This is a genomic window from Nocardioides szechwanensis (assembly GCF_900103935.1).
Taxonomy (GTDB): domain Bacteria; phylum Actinomycetota; class Actinomycetes; order Propionibacteriales; family Nocardioidaceae; genus Nocardioides; species Nocardioides szechwanensis.
In genome coordinates, this window is sequence record NZ_FNIC01000005.1 from 21,750 (window position 1) to 41,382 (window position 19,633).

At 71.7% G+C, this 19,633-nt stretch carries 18 protein-coding genes and 1 tRNA gene; 10 read left to right on the plus strand and 9 right to left on the minus strand.

Annotation, left to right across the window (positions count from 1 at the left end):
* Positions 1-5 precede the first annotated feature (5 nt).
* Together BLR90_RS12720 and soxR are read right to left on the minus strand one after the other, a co-directional pair.
* Positions 6-1,805, minus strand: a complete 1,800-nt coding sequence (locus BLR90_RS12720; protein ID WP_245715295.1) for an alpha-amylase family glycosyl hydrolase — start codon at positions 1,803-1,805, stop codon at positions 6-8.
* The gene (gene soxR, locus BLR90_RS12725) at positions 1,802-2,242 is read right to left on the minus strand and encodes a redox-sensitive transcriptional activator SoxR (protein WP_091025604.1); all 441 of its coding nucleotides are present in this window, start codon (positions 2,240-2,242) and stop codon (positions 1,802-1,804) included. The genes BLR90_RS12720 and soxR overlap by 4 nt, the downstream gene beginning before the upstream one ends.
* 76 nt (positions 2,243-2,318) lie before the next feature.
* On the opposite strand from soxR, the gene BLR90_RS12730 reads away from it, so the two are divergent.
* Positions 2,319-3,050, plus strand: a complete 732-nt coding sequence (locus BLR90_RS12730) for an SDR family NAD(P)-dependent oxidoreductase (RefSeq protein ID WP_091025605.1) — start codon at positions 2,319-2,321, stop codon at positions 3,048-3,050.
* Here BLR90_RS12730 and BLR90_RS12735 read toward each other — a convergent pair.
* Positions 3,047-4,282 (minus strand): CynX/NimT family MFS transporter, encoded by a 1,236-nt coding sequence (locus BLR90_RS12735; protein ID WP_245715297.1) that lies wholly within the window; start codon positions 4,280-4,282, stop codon positions 3,047-3,049. The genes BLR90_RS12730 and BLR90_RS12735 overlap by 4 nt on opposite strands.
* Positions 4,283-4,414: 132 nt before the next feature.
* Here BLR90_RS12735 and BLR90_RS12740 point away from each other — a divergent pair.
* Positions 4,415-4,487, plus strand: a tRNA-Thr gene (locus tag BLR90_RS12740).
* Between the two features lie 14 nt (positions 4,488-4,501).
* Here BLR90_RS12740 and pdxY read toward each other — a convergent pair.
* Positions 4,502-5,362 (minus strand): pyridoxal kinase PdxY, encoded by an 861-nt coding sequence (gene pdxY, locus BLR90_RS12745; RefSeq protein WP_091025607.1) that lies wholly within the window; start codon positions 5,360-5,362, stop codon positions 4,502-4,504.
* A gap of 95 nt (positions 5,363-5,457) precedes the next feature.
* Between pdxY and BLR90_RS12750 the strand changes: the two genes are divergently transcribed.
* Genes BLR90_RS12750 through BLR90_RS12765 form a run of 4 tightly spaced genes read left to right on the plus strand, consistent with a single transcriptional unit; the run spans position 5,458 to position 11,228 of the window.
* Positions 5,458-7,089, plus strand: a complete 1,632-nt coding sequence (locus BLR90_RS12750) for a GMC family oxidoreductase (protein ID WP_091025608.1) — start codon at positions 5,458-5,460, stop codon at positions 7,087-7,089.
* A 13-nt stretch (positions 7,090-7,102) separates the two neighbouring features.
* Positions 7,103-8,662, plus strand: a complete 1,560-nt coding sequence (locus tag BLR90_RS12755; RefSeq protein ID WP_091025609.1) for a succinic semialdehyde dehydrogenase — start codon at positions 7,103-7,105, stop codon at positions 8,660-8,662.
* A gap of 53 nt (positions 8,663-8,715) precedes the next feature.
* On the plus strand, positions 8,716-10,272 hold the full coding sequence (locus tag BLR90_RS12760; protein ID WP_091025610.1) for an FMN-binding glutamate synthase family protein: 1,557 nt from the start codon (positions 8,716-8,718) through the stop codon (positions 10,270-10,272).
* Positions 10,269-11,228, plus strand: coding sequence for an aldo/keto reductase (locus tag BLR90_RS12765; protein WP_218029502.1), 960 nt, complete (start codon positions 10,269-10,271; stop codon positions 11,226-11,228). The genes BLR90_RS12760 and BLR90_RS12765 overlap by 4 nt, the downstream gene beginning before the upstream one ends.
* 119 nt (positions 11,229-11,347) lie before the next feature.
* On the opposite strand, the gene BLR90_RS12770 is transcribed toward BLR90_RS12765, so the two are convergent.
* Genes BLR90_RS12770 through BLR90_RS12785 form a run of 4 tightly spaced genes read right to left on the minus strand, consistent with a single transcriptional unit; the run spans position 11,348 to position 15,430 of the window.
* On the minus strand, positions 11,348-12,124 hold the full coding sequence (locus BLR90_RS12770) for a dioxygenase family protein (protein ID WP_091025612.1): 777 nt from the start codon (positions 12,122-12,124) through the stop codon (positions 11,348-11,350).
* A 28-nt stretch (positions 12,125-12,152) separates the two neighbouring features.
* Positions 12,153-12,845, minus strand: a complete 693-nt coding sequence (locus tag BLR90_RS12775; RefSeq protein WP_091025613.1) for a uracil-DNA glycosylase — start codon at positions 12,843-12,845, stop codon at positions 12,153-12,155.
* 24 nt (positions 12,846-12,869) lie between these two features.
* Positions 12,870-13,916 carry an SMP-30/gluconolactonase/LRE family protein gene (locus BLR90_RS12780; RefSeq protein ID WP_091025614.1) on the minus strand — a complete coding sequence of 349 codons (1,047 nt, stop codon included), beginning with the start codon at positions 13,914-13,916 and terminating at the stop codon, positions 12,870-12,872.
* Positions 13,913-15,430 carry a flavin monoamine oxidase family protein gene (locus BLR90_RS12785; RefSeq protein WP_091025615.1) on the minus strand — a complete coding sequence of 506 codons (1,518 nt, stop codon included), beginning with the start codon at positions 15,428-15,430 and terminating at the stop codon, positions 13,913-13,915. The genes BLR90_RS12780 and BLR90_RS12785 overlap by 4 nt, the downstream gene beginning before the upstream one ends.
* A gap of 88 nt (positions 15,431-15,518) precedes the next feature.
* Between BLR90_RS12785 and BLR90_RS12790 the strand changes: the two genes are divergently transcribed.
* Genes BLR90_RS12790 through BLR90_RS12805 form a run of 4 tightly spaced genes read left to right on the plus strand, consistent with a single transcriptional unit; the run spans position 15,519 to position 18,084 of the window.
* On the plus strand, positions 15,519-16,175 hold the full coding sequence (locus BLR90_RS12790) for a TetR/AcrR family transcriptional regulator (RefSeq protein WP_091025616.1): 657 nt from the start codon (positions 15,519-15,521) through the stop codon (positions 16,173-16,175).
* Positions 16,172-16,864, plus strand: a complete 693-nt coding sequence (locus BLR90_RS12795; protein WP_091025617.1) for a class II aldolase/adducin family protein — start codon at positions 16,172-16,174, stop codon at positions 16,862-16,864. The genes BLR90_RS12790 and BLR90_RS12795 overlap by 4 nt, the downstream gene beginning before the upstream one ends.
* The gene (locus BLR90_RS12800; RefSeq protein WP_091025618.1) at positions 16,861-17,784 is read left to right on the plus strand and encodes a carbohydrate kinase family protein; all 924 of its coding nucleotides are present in this window, start codon (positions 16,861-16,863) and stop codon (positions 17,782-17,784) included. The genes BLR90_RS12795 and BLR90_RS12800 overlap by 4 nt, the downstream gene beginning before the upstream one ends.
* An 18-nt stretch (positions 17,785-17,802) precedes the next feature.
* Positions 17,803-18,084 (plus strand): GNAT family N-acetyltransferase, encoded by a 282-nt coding sequence (locus tag BLR90_RS12805; RefSeq protein ID WP_091025619.1) that lies wholly within the window; start codon positions 17,803-17,805, stop codon positions 18,082-18,084.
* Here BLR90_RS12805 and BLR90_RS12810 read toward each other — a convergent pair whose 3' ends face one another.
* A complete protein-coding gene (locus BLR90_RS12810; protein ID WP_091025620.1) occupies positions 18,085-19,506 on the minus strand; it encodes a pyridoxal phosphate-dependent decarboxylase family protein in 1,422 nt (473 codons plus the stop codon).
* Between the last annotated feature and the right edge of the window lie 127 nt (positions 19,507-19,633).

Here is a 19,633-nt window from a genome sequence, read left to right on the forward strand (position 1 = left end):
CCAACCTAGACCCGATAGATGGTCAGACCGAGGTGTCCGGCCGCCTGCGGGCCGACCGGATCGGCCTCGGTGGAGACGACCACCTCGCCGAGCTCGACCGGCAGGTCGATGGCCGGACCGGGGGCGCGCCGCGCGCAGACGAGCACCGACCCGTCGGGGTGCTCGCGCAGGAACACCATCGTGTCGTCGTCGACATGGGCCCAGCGCAGGCCGCCGCGGCGCAGCGCGACGTGCTCGGCGCGCGCCCGCGCGAGTGCGCCGTACGTCGCGAGCGTGGTGTGGTCCCAGGTGTCGGGGTGGTGCCAGGGCATCGGGCGGCGGGAGTCCTCGCCGGCCACGCCCTGGAGCCCGATCTCGTCGCCGGCGAAGATCATCGGCACGCCCGGCAGCGTGAACTGCAGGCCGACCGCCAGCCGGTGGGTCGCGGGGTCGCCGACGACGGTGCGGATGCGGGCGCTGTCGTGGGAGCCGAGCACGTTCCAGGACGTGGTGCTGGCGCGCCAGCCGTAGCGAGCCAGCCACTCGCGGAGCGAGCGCTGCACCTGCGGCCCGGGACGGCGCGGCACGGGCACGGGCCGGCCGAACGGCCGGGCGGGGGAGTCGGGGTCGCGCAGCCACGACCAGACCGGCCAGGCGAAGCCGGAGTAGTTCATGGTCCCGTGCCACCCGTCGCCGTCGAGGTCACCCGACGCGTCGTGGTTGTGCTCGCCGATCACCAGCCCGTCGGGGCGCTCGGCGGCGACCGTGCGGCGTACGTCCTGGGCGACGGCGCGGTTGACGTCGACGGCGCCGAGCCGGCCGGTCATGTTGGCGACGTCGATGCGCCACCCGTCGACGGCGTACGGCGGCCGGAGCCAGCGGGCGACGACGCTGTCGGGCCCGCTCACCATCGCCCGGCGCGCGCCGGGCTCGTCGAGGTTGAGCTTGGGCAGGCTGCGCCAGCCCATCCAGCACTCGTAGCTGCCGTCGGCGGCGAAGTGGTACCAGGTACGTCGGTCCGACGCCGGGTCGGCGGCGTCGAGGAACCACTCGTGGGTGTCGCCCGTGTGGTTGGTGGTGAGGTCGCCGAGGATCCGCCAGCCGCGGTCGTGGACGGCGGTGCTGAGCCGGGCGTAGGCCTCGTCGCCGCCGAGCACGGGGTCGACACCCTCGAAGGTGGAGGCGTTGTAGCGGTGGTTGCTCTCGCCGGGGAAGACGGGCGTCGTGTAGAGCACCGTGGCGCCGACCGCGGCCACGTGGTCGAGGTGCTCGACGACGCCGTCGAGGTCGCCGCCGTAGAGCTGGGTCGCGGTGCGCGGGTCGTCGAGCTCGAACACGACCTCGTCGTCCCACGTCGCAGCAACCGCCCACGTCGGAGTCGGCCGCTCGTCGGCGCGCGCGGAGCGGGCGAAGCGGTCGGGGAAGACCTGGTAGACGACTGCGTCGCGTCCCCAGTCGGGCGGCGGGTCGTGGGAGGAGACCGTGAAGTCGAACGTGTCCGGGGGGTCGTGGTCGACCACCCCGGCCGCGGTGAGCCAGCGCTGGCCGCCGGGCCCGGACAGCAGGAAGCGGTAGTGGGTGACGGGGTTGTGTGCCAGCACCTCGCCGGACCACCAGACCGTGTCGTCCGCGGTCTCCTCGACCGCGCACTCGTGGAAGACCGGTTCGGCGTCGTACGTCGTGCGCACCCAGACCCGCTCGACCGGGTCGTCGGAGGAGGTGCGCAGTCGTAGCCGGACGCGGCCGCCGGGCGCCGGGTGGTCGTCGCTCACGTAGAGGGGGGAGCCGTCGTGGTGCGGCTCGTGCAGGAGGCTCACCGTCGTCACGGCTCCAGGAGGACGGCGCCGGTGCCGCGCCCGGCGGCCTCGTCGCCGGGGTTGTTGAGGGCGCACGAGCGCAGGCTCAGGCAGCCGCAGCCGATGCACCCGTCGAGGCGCTCGCGCAGCAGCTCGATCCGCCGGATCTGCTCGTCGAGCCGGGGGCGCCAGGCCAGGCTGATGCGGTGCCAGTCGGACTTCGTCGGCACCCGGCCGTCGGGCAGGGTGGCGAGCGCGTCGGAGATCTCGTCGAGGGTCAGCCCGACCCGCTGCGCGGTCCGGATGAACGCCACCCGCCGCAGCTCCGCCTGCGCGTAGCGTCGCTGGTTGCCCGTCGTACGCCGGGAGTGCACCAGCCCCCGAGACTCGTAGAACCGGATCGCGCTCGGCGCCACCCCGGACCTCTCCGCGAGTTGTCCCACCGTCAGCTCCGCCACCCGCCCCACCCTGCCCGGACCTCAACTCGACTTCAACTCGGCGGATATCTAGAACGTGTTCTAGTTCGCTGGTAGGGTCCGCGGCATGAGTGAGACTCCCGCCCCGAGCCAGCGTGTCGTCGTCATCACGGGAGCGGCGTCGGGCATCGGCTTCGCCACCGCGGAGCTGTTCCGCGACGCTGGCGACCTCGTGTTCGGGCTCGACATCCAGCCGACCGTGCCCGACGACGTCACCTACGTCGAGTGCAACGTCGGCGACCGCGCCTCGGTCGACGCGGCGATCGCGGTCTGCGCCGCGCACGGACGCATCGACGTGCTCGCCAACGTGGCCGGCATCGTGCAGTTCGGGCGGTTCGAGCAGATCAGCGACGCTGAGTGGGACCGCGTGCACGCGGTCGACCTCAAGGGCCCGTTCATGATGATGCAGGCGGCCATGCCCTACCTGAAGGCGTGCCGCGGCAACATCGTCAACGTCTCGTCGGTGGCCGGCAACGTCGCCCAGCCCTACGCCACGGCGTACGCCGCCGCCAAGGGCGGGCTGACCATGCTCACCAAGGCGCTCGCGCTCGAGCTCTCGCCGGACAACATCCGGGTCAACGCGATCTGCCCCGGCACCGTCGACACCCCGATCGTGTCGCACGTGGCGAGCATCTTCCCCGACGACCTGGACCCGCGGGTGGCCGACCGGCTGATGATGATGCTGCCCGGCCGGGCCATCGCCCCCGCCGAGATCGGCTCCGCGATCGTCTACCTCGCTTCGAAGGACGCCCGGATGATCACCGGCGCGATCCTCGCCTTCGACGGCGGCATGAGCTAGCTCGCCTCGCGAGCGGCGAGCTGGTCCTCGAGGTACGCCGGGCGGGCCACCGCGAGCCCGACGACCAGCAGCGGCACCGTGAGCGCGGCCATCGCGAGCAGCGGCAGGTCCCAGCCGCCCGACAGGTCGTGGAGCAGGCCGAACCCGAACGGCCCGACGGCCGCCAGCAGGTAGCCCGTCGACTGGGTGAAGCCGGACAGCGCCGCGGTGCCGGCCGGGGTGCGGGTCCGGAGGTTGATCTGGGTGAGCACCAGCGGGAACGCGCAGGTGCCGATTCCCAGCAGCACCGCCCAGAGCACAGCGGCGTCCTCGGGTGCGGCGATCATCCCGGCGTAGCCCAGCGGGTAGCAGCCGATCACCGCCCAGACCAACGGGCGCTGGTCGTGCATCCGGGAGGCCAGCGACGGGACCACGAACGACAGCGGGATGCTCACGCCGGTCACCACGCCGAGCAGGGCGCCGGCCTCACCCGGCGAGAAGCCCGAGTCGCGGAAGATCGCCGCGAACCAGCCGAAGATCGCGTAGGCCTGCATCGACTGGAGCCCGAAGAACAGCGCCATCAGTACGCCGATCCGCGTGCGCGCCACCGCACGCAGCGAGATGGGGGCATGTCCCTCGCGGTCGGGGTCGGCGTGCGGCCGGTCGTGCCGGAGGAGGGCCAGCCACGGGAGAGCGGCGATCGCCGCGGTGATCGCCCAGACGGCCAGGCCGTCCCGCCAGTCGCCGAGCGCGTCGCTGATCGGCACGGTGGTCACCGAGGCCGCGGTCAGGCCGATCGCCAGCGCGGTGGAGTAGAGCGCGGTGAGCAGACCGATCCGGTCCGGGAAGTGCGCCTTGACCAGCGAGGGCAGCAGGACGTTGGCGGTCGCCATCCCGGCCAGCGCCAGCAGTGACAGCGCCAGGAACGGCACCACCGAGTCGACCCGGCTGCGGCCGTAGAGGCCGACCACCACGCCGACCAGCGCGAGCAGGGTGAGGCGGTGCGAACCGACCAGGGCGGCGATCCGCGGGGACAGTGCGCCGAAGACCGCGAACGCCACGACCGGCAGGGCCGTCAGGACGCCCGCCTCGGTGCCGGTCATGCCCAGTCCGTCGCGGATCTCGGCGAGCACCGGCCCCACGCTGACCGCGGCGGGTCGCAGGTTGAACGCCAGCACCACGATGCCGACCAGGACCAGGATCCGCGCGGCCCGGCTCTCGTCCGGGGCGTCGGCAGCGGGTGCGTCGGTCACCGGCCGAGTGTGCCAAAGGGTCCGGCGGCCGCGACGACAGGGTCGTGTGCCCCAGAGTGCGCCCGAGCGCTCCCTCGGGCACACGACCCGTACGGGGGCAACTAGCATGTGCGGGCACCTCTGCGGGTGCGTGCCGCGTTAGCTCAGATGGCAGAGCGTCGCTCTTGTAAAGCGAATGTCGAGAGTTCGATTCTCTCACGCGGCTCTGCGGGTGCCCGGTCAGCGCAGCGTGCGCACCTCGAACCGCTCCGGCGGCTCGGCGATCGCGTCCTGGGCGGCGACCAGCTGGATCTCGCGGGTGCCCGCGGCCAGGGTGGCCTCGAGGATCGCAAAGACCGACGACGTGGTGCGGCCCAGGGCGACCGCCGGCGAGCCGGTGGTGCGCAGGTGGGCGAGGTAGAGCGCGGCGGTGACGTCGCCGCAGCCGTTGGGCGTGATCGGCAGCAGCGGGGTGGTGACCGCCCACGCGCCCTCGTCGGAGACGGCGACCACGTCGAGGGTGTCGGGCGCGGAGCCGGTGTGCAGCACGCTGGTCACGAGTACGTCGCGTGGTCCCTGCGCGCGCACGGCGTCCACCGCGGCCAGCACCTCGTCGAGGGTGCCCGTGGTGACGGTGGTCGTGCCGGCGAGGAAGTCGAGCTCGAAGTGGTTGGGCGTGATGATGTCGGCGGCCGGGACGACCGTGTCGCGCAGGAACTCCGGGATGCCGGGGCGCACGAACATCCCGCGGCCGATGTCGCCCATGACCGGGTCGCAGCAGTAGACCGCGTCGGGGTTGGCCGCCTTGACGGTCGCGACCGCGTCGAGGATCACGGCGCCCATCGCGGGGTCGCCCTGGTAGCCGGACAGCACCGCGTCGACCTGGCCGAGCACGCCCCGGTCGCCGATCCCGGCGATCACCTCGGCCACGTCGTCCGGCGCGAGCAGCGGGCCGCGCCACGCGCCGTACCCGGTGTGGTTGGAGAAGTGCACGGTGATCACCGGCCACACCTCGTGGCCCAGCCGCTGGAGGGGGAAGACGGCGGCGGAGTTGCCGACGTGCCCGTAGGCCACGGAGGACTGGATCGAGAGGATCTGCACGAGGTGATCCTCCTGTGGGAGGCCTGTACGGGGCAAACTAGAACGCGTTACAGTTATGACCGGCATCACCCCGACCAGACGAGGAACTCTGAACTATGGCCAAGGCTGCCCCCCAACTGAACGAAGCCGACTACGTGGTCGTCGGATCTGGCAGCTCCGGCGCCGCCATCGCCGGTCGCCTGGCCCAGTCAGGGGCCAGCGTGATCGTGCTCGAGGCGGGCAAGAGCGACGAGCAGTACCTCGTGAAGAAGCCGGGGATGATCGGCCCGATGCACTCCGTGCCGCAGATCAAGGCGCGCGTCGACTGGGGCTTCTACTCCACGCCGCAGAAGCACCTGCTCGACCGCAAGATGCCGGTCCCGCGCGGCAAGGTCGTCGGCGGCTCCAGCTCCATCAACGGCATGGTCTACGTGCGCGGCAACCGCGCCAACTACGACTCCTGGGCCGCCGAGGGCAACACCGGCTGGTCGGCCGACGAGGTCAACGAGTCCTACAAGCGCATGGAGGACTTCGAGGGCGGCGCCAACCAGTACCGCGGCTCCGGCGGGCCGATCAAGATCACCCGCAACAAGGCCCCGCAGGAGGGCTCGCTCCAGTTCATCCAGGCCACCGCCGACACCCTCGGCGTGAAGATCCTCGACGACTACAACGCGGAGTCGCAGGAGGGCGTCAGCCGGATGCAGCAGAACGCCGCTGACGGCCTGCGCTACAGCGCCTCGCGCGGCTACATCCACCACCTCGACGTGCCGACGCTGCAGCTGCAGTCCGAGGTGCTCGTCACCAAGGTCAACATCGAGAACGGCCGGGCGACCGGCGTCGAGGTCACCGACAAGGACGGCTCCCGGCGCACCGTGCGCGCCGGCAAGGAGGTCATCCTCTCCGCGGGCTTCGTCGGCTCGGCCCAGCTCCTGATGCTGTCGGGCGTCGGCCACGCGCAGCACCTCAACGACCACGGCATCAAGGTCCTCGCCGACCTGCCGGTGGGCGACAACCTGCACGACCACATGTTCCACGCGCTGACCTTCCACACTACGACGTCGAAGATGCGCGGCAACGCGTTCTTCTTCGCCAAGGGCGTGGCCAAGGAGGCGCTGCGGCCCGGCAAGACGTTCCTGGCCAACTCGGTGTTCGAGGCGGTCGCGTTCCTGCGTACGTCGCAGGCGACCGACGTACCCGACCTCCAGCTGCACCTGCTCCCGTGGTCCTACGTCTCGCCCAACCAGGACGAGCCGATCCAGCACAAGGTCGACCCGCGTACGTCGATCACGTTGCTGTCGACGCTGATCTACCCCAAGAGCCGCGGCACGCTGCGCCTCGCGTCGTCCGACCCGAAGGCCGCGCCGCTGATCGACTTCCAGTACCTCGCGGACCCGTCCGACCTCGAGGTGCTCGCCGAGGGCTCCGAGATGGTCCGCGAGATCATGGGCGGGGCCGCCTTCGGCGGTGCCGTGAAGGAGGAGCTGCACCCCGGCAAGAACCTCCAGGGGCAGGCGCTGCGCGACGCGATCCTCAACCGCGCCACGTCGGTCTACCACGGCGTCGGCACCTGCCGGATGGGCGTCGACGACCTCGCGGTCGTCGGCCCGGACCTCAAGGTCCGCGGCATCGAGGGGCTGCGCGTGTGTGACGCCTCGATCATGCCGTCGATCACCGGCGGCAACACCAACGCGCCCGCGATCATGATCGGCGAGCGCGGCGCCGACATCGTCCTCGGCCACACTCTCTAAGGGATATCGACTCATGACCCTCCAGCGGCCCGCGTCGATCACCGACGCCTTCCTCCAGAAGCTCGTCTCCCGGGTGCCCTCGACCAGCGGTGGCACGTGGAAGCTGACCGAGGTCTACTCCGGCGAGGTGCTCGTCGAGCTGCCGCAGTCGACCCCGGCCGACATCGAGCAGGCCTTCGCCTCGGCACGCAAGGCGCAGCACGAGTGGGCGAAGTGGCCGCTGTCCAAGCGGCTGGCGGTGTTCAAGCGCGCGCACAAGCTCTTCCTCGACAACGCGGTCACCACGACCGACCTGATCCAGGTCGAGAGCGGCAAGAACCGGCGGATGGCGATCGAGGAGAGCTGCGACCCGCCCATGGTGATGAGCCACTACATCAAGCGGGCGCCCAAGCTGCTGGCGTCGACCAAGCGCGGCGGGCCGGTCCCGTTCCTGACGACCTCCACCGAGATCCGCCAGCCCAAGGGCGTCGTCGGCGTGATCGCGCCGTGGAACTTCCCCTTCGCCACCGGCATGTCCGACGCGATCACCGCGCTGATCGCCGGCAACGGCGTCGTGCTCAAGCCCGACAACAAGACCGCGCTGTCGCCCCTCTACGGCATCTCGATGCTCGAGGAGGCGGGGCTGCCCAAGGGCCTCTTCCAGGTCGTCTGCGGCGAGGGCCCGGACGTCGGCCCGACCCTGATCGACAACGCCAACTACGTGATGTTCACCGGCTCCACGGCCACCGGTCGGGTGATCGGCGAGCGCGCCGGCCGCAACCTGATCGGCTGCTGCCTCGAGCTCGGCGGCAAGAACCCGATGATCGTCCTCGACGACGCCAACATGGACGAGACCGTCCAGGGCGCCGTGTTCGGGGTCTTCGGCAACACCGGCCAGATCTGCATGCACATCGAGCGGATCTACCTGCCCGAGTCGCGCTACGACGAGTTCAAGACCAAGTTCGTCGCCGCCGCCGAGGCGCTCAAGGTCGGGGCGTCGTACGACTTCGGCCCCGAGATGGGCTCGCTGGTCTCGCCCGACCACAAGGACCGCGTGCAGTCGCACGTCGAGGACGCCGTTGCCAAGGGCGCCACGGTCGTCACCGGCGGCAAGGCCCGCCCGGACCTCGGCCCGGCGTTCTTCGAGCCGACCATCCTCGAGGGCGTCACCAAGGACATGCTCGCCGGCGCGACCGAGACCTTCGGTCCCGTCGTCGCGCTGCACCGCTACTCCACCGTCGACGAGGCGGTCGCCCTGGCCAACGACACGGAGTACGGCCTCAACGCCTCGGTGTGGGGCGCCGACCTCAGCCGGGCGGAGTCCGTGGCGCGGCGCATCGAGTCGGGCAACGTCAACATCAACGACATCCTGGCCACGGCGTTCGCGTCGAAGGGCACGCCGTCCGGTGGCGTCAAGCAGTCCGGCGTCGGCGCGCGGCACGGCGACCAGGGCCTGACCAAGTACACCGACGTGCAGAACCTCGCCGTGCTCAAGAAGCAGGTCATGGGTGCCCGGCCCGGCCAGGACTACGACGCCTATGTGAAGGGGATGCTCTCGGGGCTGCGGATGATGCGCAAGACGCGCATCCGCTGACGCCGTACGGCGTGGCCCTGTCGCCGGCGCTCGATTGCGGGTACCTGTAGGGCATGAAGCTCACTCGGGTCGCCGCCCTCGGCGCTGCCGCGCTCGGCGCGGTGGCCGCACACGACCTCACCCAGCGCAAGCACGCCATCCTGCGCACCTTCCCGGTCATCGGGCACCTGCGCTTCCAGCTGGAGCGCTTCGGGCCCGAGCTGCGCCAGTACATCGTCACCTCGAACGACGAGGAGCGGCCGTTCAGCCGGGACCAGCGGCGCTGGGTCTACGCCTCCTCGAAGCTGGAGAACTCCTACTTCGGGTTCGGCACCGACAACGACGTCGAGAACGTCGTCGGCTACCCGATCATCAAGCACCGGACCTTCACCGGCCCCGGCGCCGCCACCGGTCGGCACGCCGACGAGGGGGTGCCGCTGCCCGCGGCCAAGGTGGTCGGCGCCGCGCGCGGCCGGGCCCAGGCGTTCCGGCCGCCGTCGGCGGTCAACATCTCCGGCATGAGCTTCGGGGCGCTGTCGGCCAACGCGATCGAGGCGCTCAACCGGGGCGCCGGGCTGGCCGGCTGCCTGCAGAACACCGGTGAGGGCGGGCTCTCGTCGTACCACCGCAGCGGTGGGGACCTGGTGTTCCAGATCGGTACGTCGTACTTCGGCTGCCGCGACGACCAGGGCCGGTTCGACCTCGCGCGGCTCAAGGACCTGGTGGCGGGTGCGCCCGTGCGGGCGTTGGAGATCAAGCTGTCCCAGGGAGCGAAGCCGGGGCTCGGCGGCATGCTCCCCGCGGCCAAGGTGAGCGAGGAGATCGCCGAGATCCGCGGGATCAAGGCCGGCGTCGACTGCGCCTCGCCCAGCCGTCACCAGGTCTTCGACGGCGTCGACTCGATGCTCGACTTCGTCGAGCTGCTCGCCGCCGAGACCGGGCTGCCGGTCGGCATCAAGTCCGCGGTCGGCAACCTGGACTTCTGGGACCACCTGGTCGAGCAGATGGTCGGGGGCCAGCGCGGCGTGGACTTCGTCAACATCGACGGCGGCGAAGGTGGCACGGGTGCGGCCCCCATGGTGTTCGCCGACTCGGTGGCCTACCCGTTCCGGGTGGCGTTCAGCGAGGTCTACCGCCGCTTCGCCGCGGCCGGCCTGACCGACGACGTGACGTTCGTCGGCGGCGGCAAGCTCGGGCTCCCGGAGAGCGCCACCGTCGCGTTCGCGCTCGGCGCCGACCTGATCCAGGTCGGGCGCGAGGCGATGCTCGCGATCGGCTGCATCCAGGCCCAGAAGTGCCACACCGACCACTGCCCGACCGGCGTGGCCACGCAGAACGCGTGGCTGCAGCGTGGCCTCGACCCGACGCTCAAGTCGGTGCGCACCGCCAACTACGTCACCTCGCTGCGGCGCGACCTGATCAAGGTGAGCGAGGCCGTGGGGGTCGTCCACCCCGGGCTGATCGGCCCCGAGGACGTCGACCTGCTCGACGGCACCCGCTCGCGGGTGTCGCTGCGCGAGCTCTACGGCTACGAGCCGGGCTGGGGCGAGCTCGGGCCGCGGCTCCAGGACGACGTACGAGCGCTGATGACGGTGCCCGAAAATATGGGCGCTGGCAGCATGGGCGCATGAGCGAGATGGAGTACCGGGCGCTGGGCGACTCGGGCCTGATGGTCAGCACCGTGGGGATCGGCTGCAACGCGTTGAGCCGCCGGGTCGACGCCGCCGGCGTGAGCGAGATCCTCGCCGCCGCCCGCGACGTCGGCGTGACCCTGCTCGACACCGCCGACGCCTACGGCGACCCGCCGGGGGGCAGCGAGGCCCTGCTGGGCGAGGCGCTCGAGGGCCAGCGTGAGCACTTCGTGCTGGCCACCAAGTTCGGCATGGGCATGCGCGGTGAGTACGGCGACGACCACGGCGTACGCGCGTCCCGGCGCTACGTACGCCGTGCCGTCGAGGGGTCGCTGCGGCGGCTCCGGGTCGATCACATCGACCTCTACCAGCTCCACGTGCCGGACGACGTGACGCCGATCGAGGAGACCCTGTCGGTGCTGACCGACCTGGTCCACGAGGGCAAGATCGGCTACCTCGGCTGCTCCAACTTCGACGCCTGGCAGATCGCCGACGCCGACTGGACGGCCCGGACCGCCGGCCTCGAGCGGTTCGTGTCGGTGCAGAACCGCTACTCGCTGCTCGACCGGAGCATCGAGGAGGAGGTCGCGCCCGCGTGCGACCACTACGGGCTCGGCATCCTGCCGTTCTTCCCGCTGGAGTACGGCCTGCTCACCGGCAAGTACCGCCGCGGCGAGGCCGCTCCCGCCGGCTCCCGCGCGGCGCTCGACCCGTCGCGTGCGCAGTGGCTGGCCGGCGCCGACTGGGACCGGATCGAGGCGGTCGAGGCCTACGCCCGCGACCGCGACCTGTCGGTGCTCGACGTGGCGATCGCGGGCCTGGCCGCCCAGCCGTGCGTGTCGTCGGTGATCTCCGGCGCCACGTCAGGTGCACAGATGCGTGCCAACGCCCGCGCCCTGCGCTGGTCGCCCACCGAGGAGGACCTCGTCGAGCTGGATAAGGTCACCGGGGCCTGACGGCCTGACGGCTTGGCGGCTTGGCGGCTTGGCGGCGGATTTCAGCAGATGCTGAGATCGCCGTCGTTCCGGGCAGTTGCAACTCGCCAGAACGACGGCGAAAGGTCCGGATCCTCCGCTTAGGCCACTTGGAGGCTGCGCTTCGACAACCCCATCCAGAAGCCGTCGATCACTTGCAGCCCTGGCTCGTCGGGGGTGGTCGCGGCGCCGAGGGTGACGAACAGCGGCGTGTAGTGCTCGACAGTGGGGTGGGCGTACGGCATGCCGGGGGCCTCGGCGCGGTAGTTGGCCAGGGCGTCGACGTCACCGCGGGCCAGCGCCTCGCCGGCCCAGGCGTCGAAGTCCTTGGACCAGCCGGGAGCGGCCGCCTCGATCCGGAACTCCTTGAGGTACGGCAGCCCGTGGGTGAGGAAGCCGCTGCCGATGATCAGCACGCCCTCGTCACGCAGCGGGCGCAGCCGCTCGCCGAGCTTGAGCAGGCGGGCGGGGTCCGACGTGGGGAGCGACATCTGGAGCACGGGGATGTCGCCGTCGGGGTACATGATGCGAAGCGGCACCCAGGCGCCGTGGTCGAGCCCGCGCGAGGAGTGCTGGTGCACCGGCTCGGACGCCGGCATCATCGCGGCTACGCGCTGGGCGAGCGCCGTGGCGTCAGGGGTCTCGTAGGTCATCCGGTAGTACTTCGGGTCGAAGCCGCCGAAGTCGTAGACCAGGGGCGCGCCGTTGGCGCTGAGGCTCACGGGGGCCGACTCCCAGTGGGCGCTGACGATCAGGATCGCCTTGGGGCGTGGGAGGTCCTTCGCCCAGGCGGCGAGCTGGCCGGACCAGATGGGGTCGTCGAGGAGCGGGGGAGCGCCGTGGCCGATGTAGAGCGCCGGCATCCGTGAGTTGTCCATGTCCACCTCAATAGTTGTTGCTTCAACTTTATTCCAGTGGGAGGCTCCAGTCCAGCTCTTCCCCGCCCTGGTCGGTCAGCAGCCGGTTGACGCGGCTGAACGGGCGGGAGCCGAAGAAGCCCCGGCTCGCCGAGAGCGGCGACGGGTGCACCGACTCCACCCACGGCACGGGGGTCAGCAGCGGCTTGAGCGACTGCGCGTCCCGGCCCCAGAGGATCGCCGCGCACGGGCCGCCGCGCCGCGCCAGCGCCCGGATCGCGCACTCGGTGACCTCCTCCCAGCCGCGGCCGCGGTGCGATGCGGACTCGCCGGGGCGCACGGTGAGCACCCGGTTGAGCAGCATCACCCCGCGGTCCGACCAGGCGGTGAGGTCGCCGTGTGCGGGCGCGACGACGCCGACGTCGGTGGCGAGCTCGCGGTAGATGTTGGCCAGGCTGCGCGGCACCGGTCGCACGTGACCCTCCACGGCGAAGCTCAGCCCGATCGGGTGGCCCGGCGTGGGGTAGGGGTCCTGGCCCACGACCAGCACCCGCACGCTCGCGAGCGGCCTGGAAAAGGCGCGGAACACGTGCTCACCGGCCGGCAGGTAGTCGCGCCCGGCGGCCAGCTCCTCGCGCAAGAACGCGCCCATCCGAGCGATCCGCTCGTCGACCGGTGCCAGGGCCTCGGCCCAGTCCGGCGCCATCAGCCCCTTGTCGACCAGCCCCGCGAGCGCACTCATGGGGCCATTGTCGACGACGACGCGTCAGCGCAGGGGGAACGTCGCCTTCTTGGGCAGGTACGGCGGCCGTCCCCGCTCGCCGACCTCGACCGCTAGGACCGCCTGGTGGCTGGCGTCGCCCTGGACCGCTGACTGGTTGGCGACGAGCACCTTGGTGCCGCTGAAGGTGGCGCTGCACGGGGTGTCGAACGGGATCGGGGAGCCGTTCTCGCCGGTGAACGGCGTGTCCGGGAAGCGGTCGAGCTCGGTGCCGGTCGCGGACAGCTCGACCAGCTGGGCGGTGAGTCCCGCCATCGCGATGTAGACGTGGCCGGACCGGCCGATCCCGAAGCCGTCGGGTAGCTCGCCTGGGCCCGAGGTCCACAGCGTCGACAGGGCGCCCGCGCGGCCGCCCTCGCGGGTGGTCAGCCGGAAGAGGTGCCCGTTGCTGGGCAGCGAGCCTCCGGAGGCAGAGGTCTGCTGGCTGATCAGGAAGTCGCGGCGGCCCGGGCGGTAGACGATGCCGGTGGTGCCGAACTCCACGCCGTCGAGGGCGGTGGAGTCGAACCAGCGGGTGACCTTGCCGCGCCGCGAGATCTTCCAGATCACGCCGTCGGAGTAGTCGGTCACGTAGAGCGCGTTCTGCGGGCCCCAGGTGGCGTAGTTGGGCACCCCGCCGCCGGGGATCTTCGCGATCCGGCGGAACTTGCCGGTCTTCGGGTTGAGGGTCATCACCGACGAGCGCGAGGTCTCGAGCAGGATCAGCCGCCCGTCGCGGGTCTGGTTGGCGACCTGCACGCCGTGGTCGGCCGCGAGGTCCTGGTGCGGCACCGGCCACGAGCGCAGGAGCATCCCGCCGGCGGTCCATTCGAAGACGCGCGAGGCCTGCGTGCTGTCCTTGGCGATGTAGGTGCCGGCGTAGACCCGGCCGTTGCGTTGCTTGTGCACGTAGGCGGGGTAGCCGGGGGAGGGCACCTTCGCGAAGACCGTGGTCTTCCACTTGGGGGGCGCGCCCTCGGCCACCGGCGCGGGCCCAGCCAGGAGGCCGGCGCCGAGCACGCCGCAGGACAGTGCGGTCAGGAGGCGCCTCACATCTTCTCCAGGACCTCGGTCGCGGCACGCTTGCCGGAGCGGACGGCGCCGTCCATGTAGCCCGACCAGTACGTCGACGTCTCGGTGCCGGCCCAGTGGACCCGCCCGAACGGCTTGCGGATGGCCGAGCCGAACTGCAGCAGCGTGCCGGGCGCGTGGATGGCCGTGGGGCCGCCGCCGGTCCAGCGCTCGCGGGTCCAGTCGTGCTCGACGTAGTCGATCGGCCGCAGCGCCTGGGGGCCGAACATCTCGGCGAAGCCCTCGAGGACGTGCTTGCGGCGCGCGGCCTTCGACATGACGCCGTACTTGCGCCAGGTCGAGCCGCCGACGAATGCGAGCAGCACTCCGGGCCCGCCGGACTTGGGGGTGTTGTCGAACACGGCGCGGGCCGCGCCCGCGTCGTTGAGGCCGAAGCCGTTGAGGCCGTCGGCGCGCCAGAACGGCGTGCGGTAGATGGCGTCGCACTTCATCAGCTGGCCCATGTCCAGGTGGCGCAGCAGCTGCAGCCGTCGGGTGGGCAGCTTGGGGAACCAGTCGATGCCGAGCACCATCGGCGGCGGTGCCGCGACGATCACGCGGCGGGCGACGACCTTGCCGCGCCCGGTGTGTACGACGACGCGGTGGTCGCGCTGCTCGATCCGGTCGACCGGCGCGGCCAGGGCCACGATGTCGCCCAGCCTGCGGGCGAGCCGCAGCGGGATCAGCTGCGAGCCGCCGACGAAGCGCCGCTCCTGGGCGCCGTTGGCGGTGTCGGAGTTGCGGGCGAAGGTGCCGACGTTGCGCTCGTTGCCGGAGCACGCGACGTACCAGAGCACGTAGAGGAAGGAGAGCTCGTCGGGGTCGGCCCCGAAGCCCGGCTGGGTCCAGCTCTTGATCAGGTTGGTGACGCCGGCGGCGTTGGCTGCGTTGCGCCGGATGAACTCGCCGAGCGTCATCGCGTCCCACTCGGCCGCGCTGGGGTGGGCCCAGGGGGCGTCGACGTTGATCTCGGCGGCGTACTGGTCGATGCGCGCCAGCAGCACCGCGGCGTCCGGGAGGATCGTCGGGTCGGGCGGGACGGTGCCGGTGTACTCCATGCGCCCGGTGGTGGAGGAGATGTAGACGCTGTTGCCGGTGTTGTACTCCAGGAACGTCGGCACCTTGAGCTCGCGGGCCAGGGCGAGGATGTGGTCCTGGGTGGGGCCGACGAACGCGCCGCCGGACTCGATCGTCTCGCCGCCGTCGAGCCGGTGGTTGAGCACCCGCCCGCCGACGCGGTGCCGGGCCTCGACCAGCAGCACCGACCTGCCCGCCCGGGCGACCTTGCGCGCCGCCACCAGGCCGGCGATGCCGGCACCCACGACGACGACGTCGACCTGACGGGGGAGGTCACCCTGCAGACCCTGCGGCCCACCGGTCCCGGGTGCGGCCAGCGCGGTCTCGGTGAGGCCGGCGAAGGCGCCGGTGCCCAGCGCGGCACCGCCCAGCGCGGTGCCGCCAAGCACGCCGCGGCGGGTGAGCGAGAGGTCGTTCATCTGGGCTCCTCGAGGTGGACAGCAGGGGTCGAGATGGGTCAAACCTGAACATGTGTCATCTTCGGTTTCTTACCCTACACTCCTCAGCATGGCATCGGAACGGGCTGAGGCGGCCGTCACTGCACGGCGCCGCATCCCCACCCAGGCACGCTCGCGACGCAAGGTCGAGCACATCCTCGACACCGCCGCCCGGCTGGTCGTCGAGCGCGGCGTCGAGTCGCTGACCACGCGCGACATCGCCCTGGCGTCCGGCGTGCCCGTCGCCTCGCTCTACCAGTACTTCGCCGACAAGGAGGGCGTGCTCCTCGCCCTCGCCGAGCGGGATATGGCCGAGATGGACGCCCAGGTCGTCACCGACCTCGGCTCGCTGCGCGTGCTCACGCTCGAGGGCCTGGTGCGCACCACCATGGAGGCGTTCGTGTCCGTCTACCACCGCCGCCGTGCGTTCGTGGAGATCTACCTGCGCGGTCGCAGCAACGCCGCCGTGCACCAGTTCGGCCGCGAGCACAACGCGCGGGTGGCCCAGATGCTGCGCGACTTCGCGATCGAGCAGGGCCTCGCCCAGCCGACGATGCCGCAGGCCAGCGCGACGCTCGCCGTCGAGATCGGCGACCGCGTCTTCCAGCTGGCCTACGAGCACGACGACGACGGCGACCGTGAGCTGGTCGAGGAGGGGATCACCCTGGTGACGGCCTACCTCGAGCGCTACGCCACGCCCGAGGGGATCGCGGGGATCGCCCGATGAGCTCCCAGGACCTGGCGCTGCGCGAGCAGGTCGCGGCCGCGTCCCGGCGCCTGGCCGAGGCCGGCCTGCTGGTCGGTACGGCGGGCAACGTCAGCGCCCGCGCCGGCGACCGGGTCGCCGTGACCGCCACCGGCGTCGTGCTCGGCGACTGCGGCCCGGCCGACGTCACGGTCGTCTCGCTGTCGGGCGAGGTGCTCGAGGGCGAGCTGCTGCCCACCTCCGAGATCGACCTCCACCTCGGCCTCTACGCTGCGGGCACCGATGGCGGCACCGCTGCCGTCGTACACACGCATGCGCCGTACTCCACCGCGGTGGCCTGCGTGCTGGACGAGCTCCCGGTGCTGCACTACCAGCAGCTGGCGCTGGGCGGAGCGGTGCGCGTTGCACCGTACGCGACCTTCGGCAGCCCGGAGCTGGCCGCCCAGGTCGGCGCCGCGCTCGAGGGACGACAGGCGGCGCTGATGGCCAACCACGGCTCGGTCGCGGTCGGCTCGACCCTCGACCAGGCCGTCGAGCACGCGCTGCTGCTCGAGTGGCTCGCGACGCTCCACCACCGCGCGAGCGCCCTCGGCACGCCGCGCGTCCTCACCGACGACGAGCAGCTCGCCGTGATCACCGCGGCCATCGCCCGCAGCTACGGCACCACGCAACCGTCCGGCCAACCCGTCCAGCCAGGAGAACAGCCATGAAGATCGCCACCGTCGGCGTCCACGTCCTCGACACCCACGTGATCGGCATCGAGTCGATCCCCGCGAGCTCCGACGGGCAGCTCGTCGAGACAATCCGCTTCTCGCCGGCAGGTACGGCGGGCGGCACGGCGGTGGTCCTCTCGCGGCTCGGCGCCGAGGTGCTCAGCTTCGGCGCGGTCGGGACTGACCCGGTCGGCGACTCGCTGCTCGCGCTGCTCGCGCGCGAGGGGGTCGACACCTCGGGACTGGTGCGCAAGCCCGACCACCAGACCTCGTCGTCGGTGATCCCCGTGCGACCCAACGGCGACCGGCCCGCGTGGCACTGCATCGGCGCCAACGGTGCCTTCACCCTCGACGACCTCGACCTGGCGACGCTGGAGGGGATCACCCACCTGCACCTCGGCGGACCGGAGTTCCTCGGGGGCGAGGCCGCCGGACAGCTGCTCGCCCACGCGCGCTCGATCGGTGCGACCACGTCGCTCGACATCCTTGCCCCGGGCGACCCGGACATGCTCGCGTGGATCGCCGACGCCCTGCCCCACACCGACTACCTGCTGCCCAACGACGAGCAGGTGCTCGGCTTCACCGGCGCGACCGACCTGGCCGAGGGTGCCCGCGCCCTGGTCGCGGCTGGTGCCGGCTGCGTCGCCGTGACCCAGGGCGCCAAGGGTGCGCTCGTGGTGACCGCCGACGCGGTGGCCGAGGTGGCGGCGTACCCGATCGACCCGGACAAGCTCGTCGACACCACCGGCTGCGGCGACGCGTTCTCGGCCGGCTTCCTGCGGGGGCTGTCGCTGGGCCGCGACACCACCGAGGCGGCGCGGCTCGGCTGCGCGACCGCGGCCCAGGTGGCCCAGGGCCTCGGCACCGACGCGGGCAGCTACTCGCTCGAGTCGGTGGAGGCGTTCGCGGCCGGCTGACCTGGGTACCGTCGGGCCATGGCCACTACCGAAGTCACCGACAACACCGAGCTCCACCGCTTCGAGATCACCGCGGACGGCGAGCCCGCCGGCTACGCGGAGTACGTCCTGACCGACGGGCGGATCGAGTTCACCCACACCGTGGTCGACGACGCCTTCGAAGGCAAGGGCATCGGCGGCACGCTGGTGAAGGAGGCCCTCCACCAGGCGCGCGAGCGCGGGCTGAAGGTCACGCCGACGTGTGAGTTCGTGAAGTCCTACATCGAGCGGCACCCCGACTACGCCGACCTGCTCGGCTGATCAGACGCGCACCGGCCGGAACAGCCGGTCGAGATAGGCCACCAGCAGCGCCTCGCGCAGGGCCGGGCCGGACGCGTTCAGCAGCACGTTGATCTGCGCCATCCGCTTGGGCAGGGTCGCCACGCCGGTGTCGCCGGCCAGCCCCGCGGCCTGGAGCAGCGCATCGAAGTCCGCGTCGGTGAGCTTCTCGGGCCGCAGCGAGCGCAGGATCTTGAGGATGTTGCGGTCGACCTCGACCGGGCCCACTTCCTGGGCCGCGGCGACCGACTCGCCGAGGGCCTCCAGGCACTCGTCGACCAGCGGCAGGGTGGCCGCCGAGACCGAGAGGTGCAGCGTCGGGGGGTGCCCGTGCCAGGTCATCTGGGGCTGCACGTACCACCCCCGCTCGGCCATCTCGTCTGCGATCGTGAAGACGTCGCAGGTGTCGTCGGCCACCAGCGCGACCAGGCTCGAGTCGGGGCGTACGGCGAGGTCGACGCCCTCGATCTTGTCCACCCCCGCCACGATCAGGTCCACGGCCCCGAGGCAGGACCGGGCGAGGTCGAGGTAGCCCTCGTGGCCGATCGACTGGACCGTCAACCAGGCCCCGGCGAGCGGTCCGCCCGGCTTGGTGGACTGCATGGTCGTGTTGACCATCGTGTAGCCGGGCCAGGCGGCCGAGGCGAAGTAGGTCGGCTTGCGGTCCGCGGGCGTGCGGTGGAGCAGGATCGACGCACCCTTGGGCGTGTAGCCGTACTTGTGCAGGTCGACCGAGATCGACGTGACCCCCGGGACCGAGAAGTTCCAGGCCGGCTTCACCCGACCGATCCGCTCGGCGTACGCCAGGATCCAGCCGCCGATGCAGGCGTCCACGTGCAGCGGGACCCCCTTGGCCAGTGCGGCGGCCCCGAGCCAGGCGATGGGGTCGACGACGCCGTGTGCGTACGACGGCGCGGAGGCCACCGCGAGCACGGTGTCTGCGCTCATCGCGTGCGCCATCGCGCCGACCTCGGCGCGGAACTCCTGGTCGACGGGCACGAGGACCGGCTCGACGCCGAAGTAGGCGGCGGCCTTGAGGAAGGACGCGTGGGCGGTCGCGGGCAGCACCATCGTCGGCTTGCGGATGTGGGGCCGCGCGTCGCGGGCACCCTGCACGGCCAGCATGATCGACTCCGTGCCGCCGGAGGTCACGGTGCCGACCGCCGTCGGCGGCGCCTCCACGAGGTCGCACGCGAAGCCGACCAGCTCGTTCTCCATGATGAGCATGCTGGGGAACGCGGAGGGGTCGAGACCGTTGGTGCCGGCGTACATCGCCACCGCCTCGGCGGCCAGCCGGTCGACCTCCTCGAGGCCGGAGTCGAAGACGTAGGCGAGCGTGCGGCCGCCGTGGGTCGGCCGGTCCTGCGCCTGCAGCTCCTGCAGTCGTGAGAGTGCGCCGCTCATCCGCCCTCTCCCCGTCCTGGCTACCCGGTCCCCTCCGGCGAGGCTTCAGTGTAAGCAGCCTCGACCCGCCGGGGGCCGTCTCTTCGGGCAGGACGCCTAGTCCGTACGGGCTACCCGCCGGCGGCGC

Coding starts and splice junctions, on each gene's coding strand:
- BLR90_RS12730 (WP_091025605.1), top strand. CDS start 2,319: ATGAGTGAGACTCCCGCCCCGAGCCAGCGTGTCGTCGTCATCACGGGA.
- BLR90_RS12785 (WP_091025615.1), bottom strand. CDS start 15,430: ATGAACGACCTCTCGCTCACCCGCCGCGGCGTGCTTGGCGGCACCGCG.
- BLR90_RS12755 (WP_091025609.1), top strand. CDS start 7,103: ATGACCCTCCAGCGGCCCGCGTCGATCACCGACGCCTTCCTCCAGAAG.
- BLR90_RS12800 (WP_091025618.1), top strand. CDS start 16,861: ATGAAGATCGCCACCGTCGGCGTCCACGTCCTCGACACCCACGTGATC.
- BLR90_RS12765 (WP_218029502.1), top strand. CDS start 10,269: ATGAGCGAGATGGAGTACCGGGCGCTGGGCGACTCGGGCCTGATGGTC.
- BLR90_RS12790 (WP_091025616.1), top strand. CDS start 15,519: ATGGCATCGGAACGGGCTGAGGCGGCCGTCACTGCACGGCGCCGCATC.
- BLR90_RS12750 (WP_091025608.1), top strand. CDS start 5,458: ATGGCCAAGGCTGCCCCCCAACTGAACGAAGCCGACTACGTGGTCGTC.
- BLR90_RS12770 (WP_091025612.1), bottom strand. CDS start 12,124: ATGGACAACTCACGGATGCCGGCGCTCTACATCGGCCACGGCGCTCCC.
- BLR90_RS12810 (WP_091025620.1), bottom strand. CDS start 19,506: ATGAGCGGCGCACTCTCACGACTGCAGGAGCTGCAGGCGCAGGACCGG.
- BLR90_RS12795 (WP_091025617.1), top strand. CDS start 16,172: ATGAGCTCCCAGGACCTGGCGCTGCGCGAGCAGGTCGCGGCCGCGTCC.
- BLR90_RS12760 (WP_091025610.1), top strand. CDS start 8,716: ATGAAGCTCACTCGGGTCGCCGCCCTCGGCGCTGCCGCGCTCGGCGCG.
- BLR90_RS12775 (WP_091025613.1), bottom strand. CDS start 12,845: ATGAGTGCGCTCGCGGGGCTGGTCGACAAGGGGCTGATGGCGCCGGAC.
- BLR90_RS12805 (WP_091025619.1), top strand. CDS start 17,803: ATGGCCACTACCGAAGTCACCGACAACACCGAGCTCCACCGCTTCGAG.